Source organism: Flavobacterium sp. GSP6 (genome assembly GCF_003984855.1).
GTDB lineage: Bacteria > Bacteroidota > Bacteroidia > Flavobacteriales > Flavobacteriaceae > Flavobacterium.
In genome coordinates, this window is sequence record NZ_RYDO01000023.1 from 1 (window position 1) to 19043 (window position 19043).

At 33.6% G+C, this 19043-nt stretch carries 16 protein-coding genes; 11 read left to right on the forward strand and 5 right to left on the reverse strand.

Going from position 1 to position 19043, the window contains the following annotated elements:
• From EKM03_RS14570 to EKM03_RS14580, 3 genes are all read left to right on the forward strand, one after another.
• Nucleotides 1-1601 (forward strand): gliding motility-associated C-terminal domain-containing protein (locus EKM03_RS14570; RefSeq protein WP_148108941.1); only part of this gene is annotated, 1601 nt, incomplete at its 5' end.
• Nucleotides 1602-1757: 156 nt separating this feature from the next.
• Nucleotides 1758-2681, forward strand: coding sequence for a type IX secretion system membrane protein PorP/SprF (locus EKM03_RS14575; protein WP_126740685.1), 924 nt, complete (start codon nt 1758-1760; stop codon nt 2679-2681).
• 10 nt (nt 2682-2691) lie between these two features.
• Nucleotides 2692-4632 (forward strand): OmpA family protein, encoded by a 1941-nt coding sequence (locus tag EKM03_RS14580; protein WP_126577132.1) that lies wholly within the window; start codon nt 2692-2694, stop codon nt 4630-4632.
• A gap of 82 nt (nt 4633-4714) precedes the next feature.
• Here the strand turns inward: EKM03_RS14580 and EKM03_RS14585 are convergent, their stop codons facing one another.
• Nucleotides 4715-5383 (reverse strand): DUF4294 domain-containing protein, encoded by a 669-nt coding sequence (locus EKM03_RS14585; RefSeq protein ID WP_126459206.1) that lies wholly within the window; start codon nt 5381-5383, stop codon nt 4715-4717.
• Between the two features lie 83 nt (nt 5384-5466).
• Between EKM03_RS14585 and EKM03_RS14590 the strand changes: the two genes are divergently transcribed.
• On the forward strand, nt 5467-6555 hold the full coding sequence (locus tag EKM03_RS14590) for a M42 family metallopeptidase (RefSeq protein WP_126459203.1): 1089 nt from the start codon (nt 5467-5469) through the stop codon (nt 6553-6555).
• A gap of 187 nt (nt 6556-6742) precedes the next feature.
• Here the strand turns inward: EKM03_RS14590 and EKM03_RS14595 are convergent, their stop codons facing one another.
• The 3 genes from EKM03_RS14595 to EKM03_RS14605 form a co-directional block, all read right to left on the reverse strand.
• The gene (locus EKM03_RS14595) at nt 6743-7696 is read right to left on the reverse strand and encodes a phosphoribosylaminoimidazolesuccinocarboxamide synthase (RefSeq protein WP_126740686.1); all 954 of its coding nucleotides are present in this window, start codon (nt 7694-7696) and stop codon (nt 6743-6745) included.
• A 107-nt stretch (nt 7697-7803) separates the two neighbouring features.
• Nucleotides 7804-10152, reverse strand: coding sequence for a prolyl oligopeptidase family serine peptidase (locus EKM03_RS14600; protein WP_126740687.1), 2349 nt, complete (start codon nt 10150-10152; stop codon nt 7804-7806).
• Between the two features lie 49 nt (nt 10153-10201).
• Nucleotides 10202-11014 (reverse strand): Cof-type HAD-IIB family hydrolase, encoded by an 813-nt coding sequence (locus EKM03_RS14605; RefSeq protein ID WP_126451684.1) that lies wholly within the window; start codon nt 11012-11014, stop codon nt 10202-10204.
• 192 nt (nt 11015-11206) lie between these two features.
• Between EKM03_RS14605 and hmpA the strand changes: the two genes are divergently transcribed.
• Nucleotides 11207-12409: an NO-inducible flavohemoprotein gene (hmpA, locus tag EKM03_RS14610; RefSeq protein WP_126740688.1), complete on the forward strand. Its 1203-nt coding sequence runs from the start codon at nt 11207-11209 to the stop codon at nt 12407-12409.
• 11 nt (nt 12410-12420) lie between these two features.
• Nucleotides 12421-12846: an Rrf2 family transcriptional regulator gene (locus EKM03_RS14615; protein WP_126740689.1), complete on the forward strand. Its 426-nt coding sequence runs from the start codon at nt 12421-12423 to the stop codon at nt 12844-12846.
• Between the two features lie 47 nt (nt 12847-12893).
• Here EKM03_RS14615 and EKM03_RS14620 read toward each other — a convergent pair whose 3' ends face one another.
• Nucleotides 12894-13844, reverse strand: a complete 951-nt coding sequence (locus EKM03_RS14620; protein ID WP_126451687.1) for a PhoH family protein — start codon at nt 13842-13844, stop codon at nt 12894-12896.
• Between the two features lie 183 nt (nt 13845-14027).
• Here EKM03_RS14620 and EKM03_RS14625 point away from each other — a divergent pair, with 183 nt between their 5' ends.
• The 5 genes from EKM03_RS14625 (at nt 14028) to dnaN (ending at nt 18911) form a co-directional block, all read left to right on the forward strand.
• Nucleotides 14028-14855 carry an S-adenosyl-l-methionine hydroxide adenosyltransferase family protein gene (locus EKM03_RS14625; protein ID WP_126459188.1) on the forward strand — a complete coding sequence of 276 codons (828 nt, stop codon included), beginning with the start codon at nt 14028-14030 and terminating at the stop codon, nt 14853-14855.
• Between the two features lie 58 nt (nt 14856-14913).
• A complete protein-coding gene (locus EKM03_RS14630; protein ID WP_126459184.1) occupies nt 14914-15210 on the forward strand; it encodes a putative quinol monooxygenase in 297 nt (98 codons plus the stop codon).
• Between the two features lie 68 nt (nt 15211-15278).
• Nucleotides 15279-16004 (forward strand): gliding motility-associated ABC transporter permease subunit GldF, encoded by a 726-nt coding sequence (gldF, locus tag EKM03_RS14635; protein ID WP_126740690.1) that lies wholly within the window; start codon nt 15279-15281, stop codon nt 16002-16004.
• Nucleotides 16004-17689, forward strand: coding sequence for a gliding motility-associated ABC transporter substrate-binding protein GldG (gene gldG, locus EKM03_RS14640; protein WP_126553460.1), 1686 nt, complete (start codon nt 16004-16006; stop codon nt 17687-17689). Before gldF ends, gldG begins: the two co-directional genes overlap by 1 nt.
• Before the next feature lie 103 nt (nt 17690-17792).
• Nucleotides 17793-18911 (forward strand): DNA polymerase III subunit beta, encoded by a 1119-nt coding sequence (gene dnaN, locus EKM03_RS14645; RefSeq protein WP_126459175.1) that lies wholly within the window; start codon nt 17793-17795, stop codon nt 18909-18911.
• Nucleotides 18912-19043 lie beyond the last annotated feature (132 nt).

A 19043-nucleotide genomic window follows, 5' to 3' on the forward strand; every position in this document is an offset into this window, starting at 1 on the left:
CCAACGGAGGAACAGCTTTCTCCAATGTTTTAATAAATGATACCTTAAATGGAGTCGCTGTTTTGGCTTCGCAAGTGAATACGACTTTTGTGTCGGCTTCGAATGCTGGAATAACGCTTTCTGGTACTAATGTGATTGTGGCTCCGGGTACGCCTGCGGGAAGTTACACTTTGGTATACCAAATCTGTGAAATTATAAATCCAAACAATTGTGATACTGCCACCGTTAGCGTTACCGTTACTGCGCCTGCTATTGTTGCTAATGATGATATTTTTTCAATCGAAAATTGTACTTCAGTAGGATTGTTAGGAAGTGTTTTAATAAATGATTCAATAAACGGAAACCCGGTAGTGGCTTCAGCGGTAAACATCTCTTTAGTTTCTGGACTAAATTCAAACATTCAATTGGATAACCTTGGAAACATCAATATATTAAACGGAACAATTCCTGGAACGTACGTTTTAACGTATCAAATATGCGAAAAATCAAACACTGAAAACTGTGATACTGCTGTAATAACAATAATCATTAAAGATAGTACTGCGCCTGTCTTTGCATCATTACCAGTGCAATCAACGATACAATGTAGTACTACTCCTGATTTTGCTCAAGCAACAGCTACTGATACCTGTAGTTCTGTTACACTAACATTTGTTGACGCAACGGTTCAAGGAAGTTGTATTGGTTCTTATACGATAACAAGAACATGGACCGCTACTGATTTAGCAGGAAATGCAACTACTGCTTCTCAAAGGATCGGTGTACAAGATACTAACGGCCCAACCACAACAACTGAGTTTGCATCTAATATTAATGTAAATTGTGATGCTATTCCTTTGAAACCGGAACTTATATTTACAGATAATTGTTCAACTGTTTCCCCCGCACTATTTACTGAAAAAATTACTAACAGCTCACTTAACTCCTACTCAATTGTCAGAGAGTGGTCTGTTTCTGATTCTTGCGGGAATGTTTCTAAATTTACTCAAATTGTGAATGTAACAGCATCAAATAACGCCACACCAATTGTAAGCTCTGCGTGTAATGGTGACTCTTCAACAATCAATATCTTTAATTTGTTACCCGAGGGAACTCTAATAAATGGAACTTGGACAGATGTTGATAATACTGGCGCATTGCAAGGAAATATCTTATCGCCTTTTGGTTTGACTTTAGGAAACAAAGTTTTTGAGTATCGAATTAATGACGAAATGTGTCCAAAAAGCATCCAGTTAACAGTGAATATTAACGATGATTGTATCGTTTTAGGATGTGGAAACATAAAAGTCCATAATGCTTTTTCGCCAAACGGAGATGGTATAAACGAAGTATTTGTAATCGATAATATTGAAAACACAACTTGCTACCAAGAGAATACGGTTGAAATATATAACCGTTGGGGTGTATTAGTTTTTGAAACAAAAAACTATAATAATCAAACTAATAATTTTGAAGGTATATCTCGTGGAAGAACAACTATTAGTCAATCTTCTGGATTACCTACCGGTACTTATTTTTACATCTTAAATTACAGTGCTATTAATGGGAATGGCAAAGTGGAAATCAAAAAATTAGACGGGTATTTATACCTTAGTAAATAATCTTGAATTAATTTAAAAATCGGAGGATTTTTTTTTGTCCTTCGGTTTTAAAAATGAATTAGCACTATTCTTTAACAAAAATAGAATTGACATTATCCTAAATACCCTTTTGAACCTTTTTTAAATAATTAGTTCAAACAAAATAAAAAAGCAACTATGAAAACAAAAATATTTTTAATCCTATTGATGTTTACAGCATTTACAAGTTATGCACAACAAGATGCTCAATTTACACAATATATGTACAACACAATCAATATCAATCCGGCCTATGCAGGATCTAGAGGAGCATTAAGTATTTTTGCTATGCACCGCACGCAGTGGGTGGGTTTAGATGGTGCTCCTGTAACAAATGTAGCTTCGATTAATACACCGCTAAATAATAATAATAATAATCTAGGTTTAGGAATTTCTTTTATCAATGATAAAATTGGTCCCACCAATGAAAATACTATTTCTGCCGATTTTTCATATACCATACAAACCTCAGAAACATTTAAACTTTCTTTTGGCATAAAAGGTACCGCAAATTTATTCAATTTGGATATATCTAAATTAAATCCTGTAGATGCTTATCCTGTAGACCAAAGTATACAAAATATTGATAATAAGTTTTCTCCAAATATTGGTACAGGTGTTTATTTACATTCGGATAAAGCGTATGTAGGTTTTTCTATTCCTAACTTTATCGAATCAGACCGCTATGATAATAATGAAGTTGCCATATTCAAAGAGAAAATAAATTATTATTTAATTGCAGGATATATATTTGATTTAAATAGAACCATAAAATTTAAACCCGCGGTTCTGTCAAAATTTATTGAAGGTGCTCCTCTTCAAGTCGATATTTCAGGAAACTTTATGTTTAACGAGAAATTTGTCGTTGGTATTGCCTACAGATGGAGTGCTGCACTTAGTGCTATGGTTGGTTTCCAAATTTCTGACGGAATGTATATAGGATATGGGTATGACAGGGAAACCACTCGATTAAACAACTATAATTCTGGCTCGCATGAATTTTTCTTGCGCTATGAAATCTTTAAAAATAATGGTAAAATTATAACTCCAAGATTCTTCTAAAAAAATTAGTATGAAAAATAATATACTCCTTTATACAATTGTAATAACTGCTTTATCTATTCATGGATACTCACAAAAAGGGGAAGTTACTGTAGCCGACAAAAAATATGACAACTATGCCTACATTGATGCCATAAAAACCTACGAAAAAGTAGCCGAAAAAAAATACAAATCGGCTGATATGTTTAAGAAATTAGGAAATTCTTATTACTTTAATGCAGAGTTAGAAAAAGCAGCCAGATGGTATGGAGAGTTATTTGCAATGAATACTATCGATTTAGAACCTGAATATTATTTTCGTTATGCACAGTGCTTGAGATCCATTGGTCAAAATCACAAAGCCAATGATCTATTAGAACTATTCAATCAAAAATCTGGAAACGATAGCCGTGGCAAGATTTTTATGAAAAATGTAAATTATCTTGACGCAATCAAAGCAAATTCCGGAAGATATAAAATCGAGGATGCTGGAATAAATTCTATATATTCCGATTACGGTACTGCATTTCATGCAAATGAAATCGTATTTGCATCGGCAAGGGACACCGGAAGTGTAGGCCAAAGAAAACATAAATGGACAAATCAATATTTTACCAATTTATATACTGCCAATTTAGGGGAAAATAGGAATCCGGGAAACCCTCTCCAGTTCGATGCCCATATAAATTCTAAATTTAACGAGTCTACTCCTGCTTTCACAAAAGATGGAAAAACCATGTACTTCACCCGTAACAACTATCTTGATGGAAAAAAAGGAAAAGATGCTAATAAAATTACTTTAATAAAAATATATAAAGCCACTTTAGAAAATGACAAATGGTCTAATATAACCGAACTTCCTTTTAATAATGATAATTACAGTACGGCTCATCCTACACTAAGTCCAGATGAGAAAACATTATATTTTGTCTCGGATATGCCCGGAACTATAGGTCAATCTGATTTATTTAAAGTAATAATACACAATGACAAAAGCTTTGGCACTCCAGAGAATTTAGGTGCTGTGATAAATACTGAAGGTAGAGAAACATTTCCGTTTGTAAATGATGAGAACGAAATATATTTTGCATCAGACGGCCATCCTGGCTTAGGAGGTTTAGATGTTTTTGTTGCCGCTATAAATCCCAATGGAACTTTTGGTGAGGTACAAAATGTGGGGGCAGATATTAATTCTCCAAAAGATGATTTTGCCTACTTAATTGATACAAAATCAAGAAAAGGTTTTTTTTCTTCCAATAGAGATGGTGGTTTAGGATATGATGATATTTATAAATTTTCAGAACTGAAAAAAATTATTTGCCAACAGTTATTATATGGTGAGATCACTGATATTGCTACAAAAGAATTCCTTCCGAACACTAAAATTACTCTATTTGACAATCATTTTAACATTGTAAATACAACCCTTTCAGATGATAAAGCTAATTATTTTTTTCCTGTTGAATGTGGTAAAACATATTACGTAAGGGCTCAAAAACCTGAATATACTGCAAAAGAACAAAAGATTACAATAGCTGATGAAAATGGAAAGACATACGTACCAATCGCATTAGAAGATGCAAAGTGCAAAGTAACCATAGGGGATGATTTAGGTAAATGTTTTAATATAAAAATGATTTATTTTGATCTGGATAAATCAAATATCAGGCAAGAGGCAGCTTTTGATTTAGAAAAAATATTAGATGTTTTAAATCAAAACCCAACGATGAAGCTTGATATTCGTTCTCATACAGATAGCAGACAAACGTTCAAATACAATGAAGCGTTATCTGACAGAAGAGCTAAATCTACTATTAACTGGCTGATAAAAAATGGAGTACATACAAGCAGATTAATTGGAAAAGGATATGGTGAAACCCAACTGGTAAACAAATGTGTAGACGATCTAGAGTGCACTGAGGAGGAGCATCAACTTAACAGAAGAAGTGAATTTATTATTACTGATTTATAAAAAAAATTATCAAAGTAGCTCCTACACTGCTAACTATGCTGCAACATTATCTTTATAGAAATAGGAACACAAAATGATGGTATTATTTAATTGCCCTGCTAACCCAAGCATCGTTCAAGCTGTCATAATTAATAGGCTGTGCCGGAGTTTGATTTTGTAATCTTCCTGAATCAAATCCTCGTACTAGTATAGTTTCTATTAAATAATCCTCGTTGACATAGTAGGGTTCGTATTTTGTTTTTAGATTAATGTCAAACATGCTTGCTGCAGTATTGGACCAAAAAGCTTTCCAGCCACTTTTAAGGTTTTTTACTAACTCATAAGTGGTAGTGCCTGTTTGACGGTGAATTAACTTTACCAATATTTGACCTTGTTTACGAGATAGCTTTTTAAGTTTAGCTTCGAACTCCTCACTCAAATAACTTTCTACTATCTTAAAGTATTTTTTTTTCTCCTTATTTGTTTTAAGGTTTGCCATTCCTTTATTAAGAATCGTCAATCGCTCCGAAGCTAGTTTTGCATAAGGATACGTTTTATAAACCCGACTTTGAAGTAATAAAAATTGCTTTCTTGCTTCGGGATCTGTTTTTCCCTTGTATATTATTATTTCTGGTAATTGAATGGTGTCATTAAGAATCAATTCGTCATCTTCTAACTCATGCCCTATTTTTGTAGTATCCTGCGGCATTACCTGTGCATTAACAGACAAAGTTATCAATAGAAAAAACAACAAAAATTTAATTAGCTTCATATTAGGAAAGTTTAATTGCCAAAATTATACATTATATACGCAACTGTAATGCCAAATTTATAATTTAGCAAAAAAATAATTTTATGAGCACAAAATCAATATTAAACAAGTCGTCACTTGAGTTTTTAGAAAACTATCTTAATAATGCCTCGCCTACCGGTTATGAAAGTGGTGGACAAAAATTATGGATGGATTATTTAAAACCTTACGTTGATACTTTTATAACAGATACTTACGGCACAGCGGTAGGAATTATAAATCCGGATGCACCTTATAAAGTAGTAATTGAAGGTCATGCAGATGAAATTTCATGGTACGTAAATTACATTACAGACGATGGATTAATCTACGTGATCAGAAATGGTGGTTCCGATCACCAAATAGCACCTTCAAAGCGCGTCAATATTCATACTAAAACAGGAATTGTAAAAGGTGTTTTTGGCTGGCCTGCTATTCATACACGAATGAGAGACAAAGAAGAAGTAGCTAAAGTTAACAATCTATTTATTGACATTGGTTGTGAAACCAAAGAACAGGTTGATAAAATGGGCGTTCATGTAGGTTGTGTGATTACCTATCCTGATGAATTCATGATTTTGAACGAAAATAAATTTGTTTGTCGCGCGATTGATAATCGTATGGGTGGGTTTATGATTGCCGAAGTGGCTCGTTTGCTACACGAAAACAAAATAAAACTTCCTTTTGGATTGTATATTACGAATTCAGTTCAGGAAGAAGTAGGGCTTCGCGGTGCCGAAATGATTACCAAAACCATCAAACCAAACGTGGCCATTGTAACTGATGTATGTCATGATTCCACTACTCCAATGATTGAAAAGAAAATTGAAGGAGATACAAAAATTGGTAAAGGTCCTGTAGTTACTTACGCTCCTGCTGTTCAAAATAATTTGAGAGAATTAATTTTAGAAACCGCCATGGCAAACGAAATTCCGTTCCAAAGATTAGCTTCATCTCGTGTTACGGGTACTGATACCGATGCTTTTGCGTATAGTAATGGCGGCGTAGCTTCTGCATTAATATCGTTGCCGTTGCGATATATGCACACCACGGTTGAAATGGTGCATCGTGACGATGTTGAAAATGTGATTAAATTAATTTATGAAACCTTATTGAAGTTAGAAAACGAAGAAACATTCTCTTATTTCAAATAGTTTTAGGAGCTAATCCCGCTATCCGTTTTAAATGAAATTCACTGAACTCAAATAAAAATAAAAGTATAGTGAAGTAATCTTTTCCTTTTTAAAGTAAAAAGGAAAAGGATTTCCACTTTTATCGGGGCTAAAAACCGCAATTCATAATTATGAATTGCGGTTTTGCATTTATCTTTTAAAAAAACAATTATCTATTGGCTAGATATTCCAAAACATTTTTCTCTATTCTTTGATCTATATTGGTGATATCTGCTTTTACAAATTTCTCTCCTAAGATATTTTCATATAATTCAATATATCTTTCAGAAACGGTTTGAATGTATTCATCCGTCATATTAGGAATTTGTTGTCCTTCTAATCCTTGAAAACCATTTTCGATTAACCAACGACGAACAAACTCTTTCGATAATTGTTTTTGTTCCTCACCTTTGTTTTGGCGTTCCTGATATCCTTCAGCATAAAAATAACGAGAAGAATCCGGCGTATGAATTTCGTCAATCAAGACAATTACCCCTTCTTTGGTTTTTCCAAATTCATATTTGGTGTCAACCAAAATCAAACCACGACTGTCTGCAATTTCAGTTCCCCTTTGAAACAAATCTCTCGTGAATTTCTCTAAAACCACATAATCTTCTTCAGAAACAATTCCTTTCGATAAAATATCCTCACGAGAAATGTCAGCGTCATGTTCGCCATTATCCGCTTTGGTAGTCGGAGTAATAATAGGTTCCGGGAATTTATCATTTTCTTTCAAATAGTCAGGCATTGTAACTCCGCAAATTTCTCTTTTGCCAAGAGCATATTCTCTGGCAGCATGACCAGAAAGATAGCCCCGAATGACCATTTCTACTTTAAAAGGGACACATAAATGTCCTACCGCCACATTAGGATCAGGAGTTGCAATCAACCAGTTAGGAACAATATCCTGCGTCAGCTCCATGAATTTAGTAGCAATTTGGTTTAGAATCTGACCTTTATATGGAATTCCTTTTGGCAAAACTACATCAAAAGCCGAAAGCCGATCCGTAGCTACCATTACCAAAAGTTCATCATTGATATTATATACTTCTCTTACTTTACCGCGGTAAACAGATTGCTGGTTTGGAAAATTAAAATCAGTAGTTGTGATGGTGTTGCTCATTATACTAGTTGTGTGTGTTTATTTTTATTCTTGCAAATTTAAAACTATTTCATATAGTTTCGCAAAGAAAAGAACGGAACTATTACATTTTATTTTTATCTGTAAAACTATTTTTTAAGCAACGTCTCGTTGAATAAGTTTAAGATTCGGCCGTATTCGTCAACCCAAGAATAGGTTTCTTTAAAACCATGTGCCTCCACTGGAAAACTGGATAAACTCCATTTTTTCTTCCCTAATTCGATAAAACGCTGAGACAAACGAACAATATCTTTGTACTCTACATTATCATCTACCATTCCGTGAAGCATCAATAAATCGCCTTCTAAATTATCTGCAAAATAGATTGGAGAACTTTTTTTGTAAGCATCCGGATCCGTTTCTGGAAAATTAAGAATATTTCCAGTATAACCATGATTGTAATGCGCCCAATCTGTAACAGAACGCAATGCAGCTCCCGAAGCAAACTCTTTTGGAGTAGTTAACATTCCCATTAACGTGATGAAACCGCCGTAAGAACCACCATAAATCCCAACTCTTGTCGCATCGATTCCATGATTTTCAACTAGGTATTTCTTTCCGTCAATTTGATCTGTTAAGTCCTTCCCGCCCATAAAACGGTAAATTCCTGTTCTAAAATCACGTCCATATCCATCGCTGCCTCTATAATCAATATCTAAAACAGTATAGCCTAAATCGACCAATAAATTATGAAACATGTATTCTCTGTGGTAAGTACTCCAATAGTTGTGCGCGTTTTGCAAATAACCGGCACCATGAACAAACAAGACAGCTGCTTTATTCGCATTGGCATTTTGTGGTTTGTACAATCTAGCATGTACGGGAGTTCCATCCTGCGCTTTGAAAGTAATCACTTCCGGTTCACGCCAAGAATATCCTTTGAAACTTTCCGATGTTGAAGCCGTTATCTGATTTAAGTTTGTATTCTTTTTATTAGGCGCTACATACAATTCCCAAGGTTTATTTTTATACGAGTAACGAACCAATAATTTGCTTTCGTCTGGAGACAAACTCACTTCATGAGCACCATCTTTGGTCAAAATTGGCTGTAAAACCATATTTGCCACTTCTAATTTATAGAAATTTCTGTTTCCGGGATGCGTGGTTGTTGTGGTTAAATAAAAAGACTTTTTATCTTTTGCTAAACTCACGTTGCGCACTTCCCAATTTCCTTTAGTCAGTTGAGTTTTCTTTTTTGATTTTAAATTATAGCTGTACAAATGCGAATAACCAGTTTCTTCGGATTGAAAATAAGCAGTTTCATTGTCTCCCAAAAACCCCAGTGTTCCTCTTCCATAAGAATTAGAAGGAATTCCGGGCCCGCCAATCCAAGATTCGTCATGCTGATGGTCTAATTCCTGAAAAGTTCCTTGCTCTAAATTCAAACTTACAATCCATCGGTCTTTGTTGTCCTGACTTCTTATTTCGGAAATAGCGTAAGAGCCATTTTCATTGTAAATAGGTTCCTGAACTACAATTAGTTTATTCTTTTTTTCTGTCGTTTTTGATTTTTCATACAACTCAAAATATTTAGGAACATCCTGAATGTGGCTTAATGTTGAAAAATTTATCAAATAAACAGAGTCTTTGGCAATGTTGTACACTCCGAATTTAATTGGCAACAAATTATCTACAGAAACTTTCTCCTTAGTATCTTCAATTTGGTTGTAGCCATCAGCAGTTATGAAAAGTTCCATTTTTTCACTTTTACGTTCTGAATCTTCTATTAATCTGAAGGTGGCGAAGTTTCCTTTTGGATCTACTTTTAAGCTTCCAAAGGTGTTTTTTCCATAATAATAAGGCTTTGGAAAATCAGATTTTGTAGTTTTTGATTTTGCCAAATTCCATTTTTTCAGTGCTTCCTGATCTCTGACAAATTGGAATAATTCTGCTTGTTGGCTTTTCAAAAAAGACTCTTTTTCAGTGGTTTTCTCATCTAATTTTCCTTTACGAAAGTTTGTGATTTGAATGATAGAACCTTCATTGGTATTGAACTGAAAAAGATTTTCATTTTGCCTGATATAAAGCACTCCTGGTACAGAACCCATTTGCAAATTAGCAATCGGACTGCTTTGTTGGTACAGTTTTTTTGAGATTTTACTTTTTACAGCATACGAAAATAATCTTCCTTTATCGATATAATAATATAAATCTGGATTAGTTGTTTTTTTAAAATCTAGTTTTGAAAAAGCAGCTTCATCTGGAGAAGCTAATTCTGGTTTTGTTAATCCATTTTTCCAAAAATAAGTACTTGTGCCCAACTCATTGTTTGGATTCCAATCAAAATACACTTTCTGACCATCTAAAGACCATCTTTCATTTTCAGGTTGCACACCTATGAAAGTATTTCCTTTCATGATTTCTTCCAGCTTTAGCGTTTGACTTTGAATTGTTAAGGAAAACAAAATACAGATAACGAAGATTATTTTTTTGTTCATTTGGTTTTAGTTTTTTGTGTAAAGCGGAAAATATGGTTAGTTAAAAACATTAATTATTCAATAATTCCTGCGCTATATATTTGGCGACTCCGTCATTATCATTAGTTAAAATTACCTCTAAATGAGACAATTTATTTTTCAAACTATCAGGTGCATTCCCCATCACTAAACCTTTACCGGAAGAATTAAGCATCTTTTCATCATTGTAGCCATCACCAAAAGATAGTGCTTGCTGAAAAACAAAATTTTCCAGTTCCAAAATTCTGGCAATCGCAACACTTTTATCTACAGATTTGTCCATAAATTCCAGGCAAAGCGGAAGACTAAAAGCATGGCTAAAAAGTCCGGTATGATTTTCTAAAATTTGATCTCTTAATTCGATTAATTTTGAATGTCGATCGTGCGTAAAAAATACTTTTATAGCACTCAAATCCTCTAAGTTTTCAAAATCAACGAGTTCTGGATGATAATTTACTTCTGGTTGAAACTCATTTAATTTTTCATTGTGCTTGTTCGTTTGCCAAACATTTTCTCTGAATAATACGGTTGTAATTTCAGGATCAATATCTAAAGACAAGACGGATTTAACGGCCTCACTTTCCATATTATAAGAAAAAATCAGCTCTTTTTCAGGAGAATGTATCCGTGCTCCATTTGAAGTGACTAAATAAACAGGAACATCCAATCCTGCTACAATAGGCATTGCATCCAGATGATGACGACCAGTTGCTATAATTATTAGGTAATTTTGATTATGGAGTTCTTGAAAAACAGTTTTGGTGTATTGGGATATTTTGTGATCTGAGTTGAGTAACGTTCCGTCTAAATCGCTTATTACGACTTTTATTTTTTCTTGTAGCATCTTTCGGTTTTCACTGTCATTTTTAATATTTCCAAATTTATTCAATTTTAAAGAGAAACGCAAAAATTTATAAAAAGTTTAGGTTAACCTTTCTTGACGATATTTTGATAAATATAGCTATTTATTTGTTGTATTTTAAATACAACAAATAAAAAATGATTGCTATCTTTGTGAAAAATAAATTTCAATACCATGAATGCAAGTCAAAAAGAATTAATAAAAGCAACTGTGCCAATTTTAAGAACAAATGGAAATGATTTGATAACCTATTTTTACCAAAGAATGCTATCCAATAATCCGGAGTTGAAAAACATTTTTAATATGGCAAATCAAGCTAGTGGAAAACAACAAAATGCTTTAAGTGGAGCTGTACTTGCTTATGCTGAAAACATAGAAAATCCTACTGTTTTGATCAATACGTTAAAATCAATTGGAAATAAACATGTAAGTTTAAATATTCAACCAGAGCAATATGATATTGTTGGAAACCATTTAATCGGATCGATAAAAGAAGTCTTAGGTGATCTCGCAACAGTAGAATTAATTGAAGCCTGGACCTGTGCTTACAATGAATTGGCTCAGATAATGATTAGTATTGAAGCTGAAATGTACCAAAAAACAATTAATAAAAAAGGAGGATGGAATGGCTGGAGAAACTTCATAATCTCTAAAATTGTAAAAGAAAGCGACGAAATTAATTCATTTTACCTTAAACCGGAAGACAACAAAGAAATTGCTGATTTCTATCCGGGTCAATATATATCTGTGAGTACGTATATTCCTGAATTAGGTCATAAACAGCCTAGACAATATAGTCTGTCGTCTTATTCTAATAATGAATATTATAGAATTTCAGTAAAAAAAGAAATTAGTCAAAACACATCTCCCGATGGTATTGTTTCCAATGCTTTACATAACAAAAAGGAAGGTGGTAGTATCGAAGTTAGTGCACCAGCGGGGGTGTTTTTTGCAGATCCAGACGCAAAAAATCCTTTAGTACTGGTTAGTGGAGGTGTTGGACTTACTCCTATGATGAGTATGGTTGAAACCAATAAAAATTCACTTCAAAAAAATAAAACAGTTTGGATTCACAGTTGTCGCAACGAAAATGTTCACGCGTTTAAAGATACTATCGAGGAATTAAACAACCAAAATGAGTGGTTAACTTCTTTCGTTTTTTATGAAACTTTGCCCGAATCAGAAACAAATGCTATCGAAGGAAGAATTGATTTGCAGCTAATAAAAGAAGAAATCCTTATTGAGGATGCAAAATATTATATTTGCGGACCGGCTATTTTTATAAAAGTTCAATATCAATCTTTGGTTGCACTTGGCGTAAATAGAGAAAATATTCTGTATGAAGAATTTGGCCCTCAATTATTAAGCCTTAATTAGTAAATTTTAATATGAAATTGAATCACTTTACCGATTTTAGTATGCGCGTTTTGATGTATCTAAATCAAAAAAAAGATACTCCACAAAGTTCTCTAGATGATTTAGCGACTACATTTAAAATCTCGCGAAACCATCTTATAAAAGTGGTTCAATTTTTATCGGCAAATCAATTAATTCTCACCAAAAGAGGAAAAAATGGCGGAATAGTGATTTCTGAAAAAGCAAGAGAAATTCGATTAGGCGATATGATTCACCTATTGGAACAAGACGATACGCCCATCGTCAACTGCGATTCAAAACCTTGCATCTTTCAATCACACGATTGCAAACTAAAATCATTGTTCAATACCGCTTATCAAGCTTTTATTGAAAGTTTAAATCAGTACACACTTTCTGATGTAGAATTCAAGAATTGGAGTGCTATGTTTCAGGATTAATAAAAAAAATTACAAAAGGAGGCTTTTTCACAAAGCCTCCTTTTGTTTTAATCATTATTCTCAATCATTTTGTAGGCATCAATTACTTTTTTAACTAATCGGTGTCTCACAATGTCTTTATCATCCAGATAAATGATTCCGATTCCCTCAACGTCTTTTAAAACCAATAAGGCTTCTTTGAGTCCGGATATGGTTCTTCGGGGTAAATCGACCTGACCTGGGTCTCCAGTAATCATGAATTTAGCACTTTTTCCCATACGAGTTAGGAACATTTTCATTTGAGAATGCGTTGTGTTTTGGGCTTCATCCAAAATTACAAAAGCATTATCCAGTGTTCTACCACGCATAAATGCCAATGGTGCTATCTGGATAATTCCCTTTAAAATATAATCTTCCAGTTTTTCGTTGGGTAACATATCGCGTAAAGCATCGTAAAGTGGTTGCATATATGGATCTAGTTTTTCCTTCATATCTCCTGGAAGAAAACCAAGGTTCTCCCCTGCCTCTACCGCTGGTCTTGTCAATATAATGCGTTTGACTTGCTTTTCTTTTAGCGCTTTCACTGCCATAGCAACTCCGGTGTACGTTTTTCCTGTACCGGCAGGTCCTACTGCAAAAACCATATCATTTTTTTCCATGGTATCCACCAACAATTGCTGATTGGGCGTCATAGGTTTGATGATTTTACCACCTACACCATGCACTAAAATTTTATCCTGTCCTTGAAATTTTTTGTCTTCCTGAACATCACCACGAATAACACGCTCGATTACATTATTATCAATGTTATTGTATCTTGAAAAGTGCACCATTAATCGTTGAAAACGTTTTTCAAAGTCGTCTAAAACTTCTTTTTCACCAAAAGCTTTTAAGGTTGTTCCCCGGGCGACAATCTTTAATTTTGGATAATATTTTTTAATTGTTTCAAGATGAGTGTCTTGAGCGCCCCAAAAGTCTGTTGGAGCGATGTCTATGAGCTCGATTATTCTTTCGTTCAAATGAGGTTGTTTTTAAATTAAATTAAGTAAATCAATAAATTTGTTATCAATGCGAATAATTGTAGTATTAATTTGAATTTGTCTTTTGTTTTTTGCTTTTTTGAATTTACTATTATTAGCTTTGCGTTTCTCAAATTTAATGAAAATTAGGTTTACAAAACACCAATAGTTATAAACAAATTTATGTCAATAATTACCCTAACTACCGATTATGGCTTGAAAGACCACTTTGTAGGTGCGCTGAAAGGGAAAATTTTGTCTGAGTATTCCGAAGCTGTAATTATTGATATTTCACATGATATTGATCCATTTAACACGTTAGAAGCTAGTTATGCAATTAGTGCCTCATATGCTAGCTTTCCAAAAGGCACGGTTCATCTCATAGGTGTGGATATAGAAGCCAATAAGGAAAACCAACATATTGTGATGCAATGGAATGATCATTATTTTATTGCTGCTGATAATGGTATTTTAAGCATGCTTTCGCAAAAAATTGTTCCGCAAAAAATGGTGGCAATCAATATTCATGATCGTTTACCGAGTGATGCGGCTGATCTTGATGTGTTTGTAAAAGTAGCCTGCCATTTAGCCAAAGGGGGTTTGATGAACGTCATTGGTAAAGAAATACACACTATTAAGCAAGTTACAAATCTGCAAGCCACTATTTCGGATGATGGGAATTCATTAAAAGGTCATGTGATTTACATTGATCATTTTGGGAATGTAATTACAAATATCACTAAAAAATATTTTATTGAAGTCGCCAAAGGAAGGGCGTATGAAATTGTTTTGAAAACTAAAAATATCAAAACAATTTTGCCCAATTATTCCGCAATTGCCAGTTCCGATAAATATCCGATTAAATCGTATGAAGGAGAAAAATTAGCCATTTTCAATGAAGCCGGTTTTCTTGAAATTGCAATTTTCAGAAGCAATCCTTCTAAAGTAGGTTCAGCGAATAGCTTATTGGGATTGAATTATAGAGATATAATAAATATAATATTCAGATAGCAGTGTTCAGTAATCAGTTTAAAAATCTAAAATCTTTAATCTAAAATCATAAATCTAAATGTTTGTACGAATAGTAAAATTGAGTTTTCACGAGGAAAATATTCCTGCTTTTTTAGAAAATTTTGAATTAATGAAAGATAAAATACGAAATGCGCCCGGTAATCGTTTCTTAGAATTGTATCAGGACAAAAACAACAAAAGCATTTTCTTTACCTATAGTTATTGGGAAACCGAAGCCGATTTAGAAAATTACCGAAATTCCGAACTTTTTTACGATGTTTGGACATTCACCAAGAAATTATTCAACGACAAACCAGAAGCGTGGAGCGTGGATAAATTAGTTACTTTGGTTTAAAGTTTTTTAGTTTAAAGTTGAGCAACGTTAAACTAAAAAAACTTTAAACTTTAAACAAAAAATAAAACATGAAATCAATAGTTTTACGAGAGATAAAATCCTTTTTCGGTTCGCCCATCGGCTACTTAGTTATTGCCATTTTTTTAATTATTAATGGATTGTTTCTTTGGGTTTTCGAAGGAGATTATAATATTTTGAATACCGGATTTGCTGATTTGACTCCGTTTTTTACCTTAGCGCCATGGATTTTGATATTCTTGATTCCTGCAGTAACCATGCGCAGTTTTTCGGATGAAAAAAAACAAGGAACAATAGAATTATTGCTGACGAAGCCATTGAGTATTTGGCAAATTGTAAACGGAAAATTTTTTGGTGCTTTACTTTTAATTGTCATGGCAATTATTCCAACCTTCATCTATGTAGCCGTTATTTCGAGTTTAGGAATGCCGGAAGGCAATATTGATATGGGAAGCACAATTGGTTCTTATTTTGGATTATTATTCTTAATTGCAGCCTATTCTGCCATTGGGATATTCACTTCAACATTGTCGGATAACCAGATTGTGGCATTTATTATTGCCGTATTTTTATGTTTTTTCTTCTATTTTGGGTTTGAAGGGTTAGCTGCTGTTGTTCCAAATGTATCTTCCATAATCGCGTCATTAGGAATGCAAGATCATTTCAAAAGCATGAGCCGAGGCGTATTAGATACCAGAGATATTCTTTATTTTACCAGTATAACCGTTGTCTTTCTTTCATTTACTGTTTATAATCTAAAATCTTTCAAATCGTAATGACTACTTCTAAGAAAAACAACCTAAAATCAGTATTGATTGTCCTTGTCCTTGTAGTTCTTGCGAATGTAATAGGAAATTCCTTTTTTCATCGTTTTGATTTAACAAAAGACAACAGATATACTCTTTCTCCTACTTCTTTGACTATCGTAAAGCAAGTCCAAAATCCGTTGTCTATAAAAGTATATATGCAAGGTGATTTACCGGCTGAATTCAAGCGTTTACAACAAGAAACGAAACAATTACTGGAAGAATTTCAGGCCTATAACTCCAATATTATTTTTGAATTCGTAGATCCATTGGAGAATGATGACGCCAGCATGGACAATATTAAAGACTTGTATCGAAAAGGGCTTACGCCAATAAACATAACCGTTGACGATAAAGGAAAGCAATCTCAAGCGATGGTTTTCCCGTGGGCCACAGCCGTTTATGACAATAAAGAAGTTAATATCCCCTTGTTGAAAAATATTATGGGAGCTACAACTACCCAAAAAGTCATTGGATCTGTTCAGCATTTGGAATATTCTATTGCTGAAGGATTGAATAAAATTACCAAAGCCAAACAAAAGAAAATTGCTGTTATCAAAGGAAACGGTGAATTGCAAGATATCATGATGGCTAAATTTCTTTTGCAAGTGCGCGAAAGTTACCATATTGGTCCTTTTACTTTAGATTCGGTTGCCAAAAATCCGATTGGAAGTTTAGAAGCTTTAGAAAAATATGACTTGGCAGTTATCGCTAAACCAACTGAAACGTTTACCGATGCGGAGAAACAAGTTTTGGATCAATTTATCATCAACGGGGGAAAAACATTATGGTTGATTGACCAAGTTACGGCTGAAATGGACAGTTTGTACAATGCTTCAGGAGCTACTTTAGCGTATCCAAGAGATTTAAATTTAAATGATATGTTCTTTAAATACGGCATCCGAATCAATCCTGATTTAGTAAAAGACGAACAGGGAAGCCCCATAAAACTAGCCACTGGAGAACAAGGAAGTGCGACACAATTTCAGGAATTCAACTGGAAGTTTGCGCCACAAGTGTATCCAAATAGTGTACATCCGATAGTTAAAAATTTAGGTGGAATCAAATTTGATTTTGCGAATCCAATCGATACTTTGAAAAATGGAATTAAGAAAACTATTCTGTTGGAATCGTCTCAATATTCGAAAAAAATAGGAACTCCAACAGAGATCAACCTGAATAGTGTTGCCGAAGAAACTTCGCCAAATGATTACTTGAACAAAGGAAAGATTCCGCTTTCTGTTTTATTGGAAGGTTCGTTTCGTTCTATGTTTGAAAATCGAGTGTTACCATTTAAACAAAAAACATTTCAAACGACAGGAAAAGAGAACAAAATGATTGTGATTTCGGATGGAGATTTGATAAAAAACCAATTGGATAAAAACTTTCAACCCGTAGAATTGGGTTATGACCAAAGGTCTGGAAATTTGTATGATAATAAAGATTTCCTGATAAATTGCGTGAATTATTTACTCGATGATACAGGACTTATTAACATTCGAAGCAAAGATCTTGATTTACCTTTATTGGATAAAGAAAAAGTTTATGAAAACTATACCCGAACACAAATCCTAACTATCGGGCTTCCAATTCTTATTTTGGTACTTTTTGGGATCTTATTTACTTTTCTTCGAAAAAGAAAATACAGCAAATAGATGTTAATAAAAAAGTTTCGAAACTAGAATAGTTTACGATATATTTGTAAAATGTAACGTATTTCGAATTTAGAGAAATACCTTAAAAAATAAAACAAAACAGATGAAATTTATAGTATCGAGTTCGTACTTATTGAAGCAATTACAGGTTTTAGGTAACGTTATCAACAGCAGTAATACTTTGCCTATTTTAGATAATTTTTTATTTGATTTAGACCATAATGTGCTAACAGTTTCTGCTTCTGATTTAGAGACAACCATGTCTGCTACTTTAGGAATTGATTCAGAAAGTAAAGGAAGCGTTGCTGTGCCTGCAAAATTACTTTTGGAAATCCTTAAAACGTTCCCTGAACAACCCTTAACTTTTACAGTTGAAGAAAACAGTACGATAGAAATCAGTTCTAATTCTGGTAAATATGCGTTGGCTTATGCTCCTGGAAATGAATTTCCAAAATCGGTTAACTTAGACGACCCATCTGTAACGCTTGTTCCTGCTGATGTTTTGGCAACTGCTATAAGTAAAACTATATTTGCGGCCGGAAACGATGATTTACGTCCGGTAATGTCTGGTGTATTTTTTCAGTTTTCGCCACAAGGATTGACATTTGTTGCAACTGATGCACACAAATTAGTAAAATATGCGCGTACCGATGTAACCGCCTCTCAGGTGGCTGATTTCATCATGCCAAAAAAACCTTTGAATATCTTAAAAAATATTCTTGGTACTTCGGATGCTGAAGTAAAAATTGAATATAACGATTCGAATGCTACTTTTTCTTTTGATAATTATGTTTTAATGTGTCGTTTGATTGATGGAAAATATCCAAATTACGAAGCAGTAATTCCAAAAGAAAATCCGAATAAATTAATGATTGACCGTTCTCAATTTTTGAGTTCTGTACGTCGTGTTGCTATCTTTTCGAATAAAACTACACACCAGATCCGTTTGAAAATAGCAGGTGCTGAATTGAATGTTTCTGCTGAAGATATTGACTATTCAAACAAAGCCGAAGAAAGATTGACTTGTGATTATCAAGGTGATGATATGCAAATAGGGTATAATTCTCGTTTCTTAACTGAAATGTTGACTAACTTACAATCGGATATGATTATGCTTGAAATGTCATTGCCAAACAGAGCCGGAATTCTAACTCCTGTTGATGGATTAGAAGAAGGTGAAACGGTAACGATGCTTGTAATGCCAGTAATGTTGAACAGTTAATTCAATTTAAAATACGCTATTAACCAAACCATTTTTATATTTAAAAACCGTCTCGTTTTGAACTGCCCCCAAATAATTAGACATTATCTGGGGGTATTTTTATGGAAAGAAAAGTCAGTTACAATTATGAAT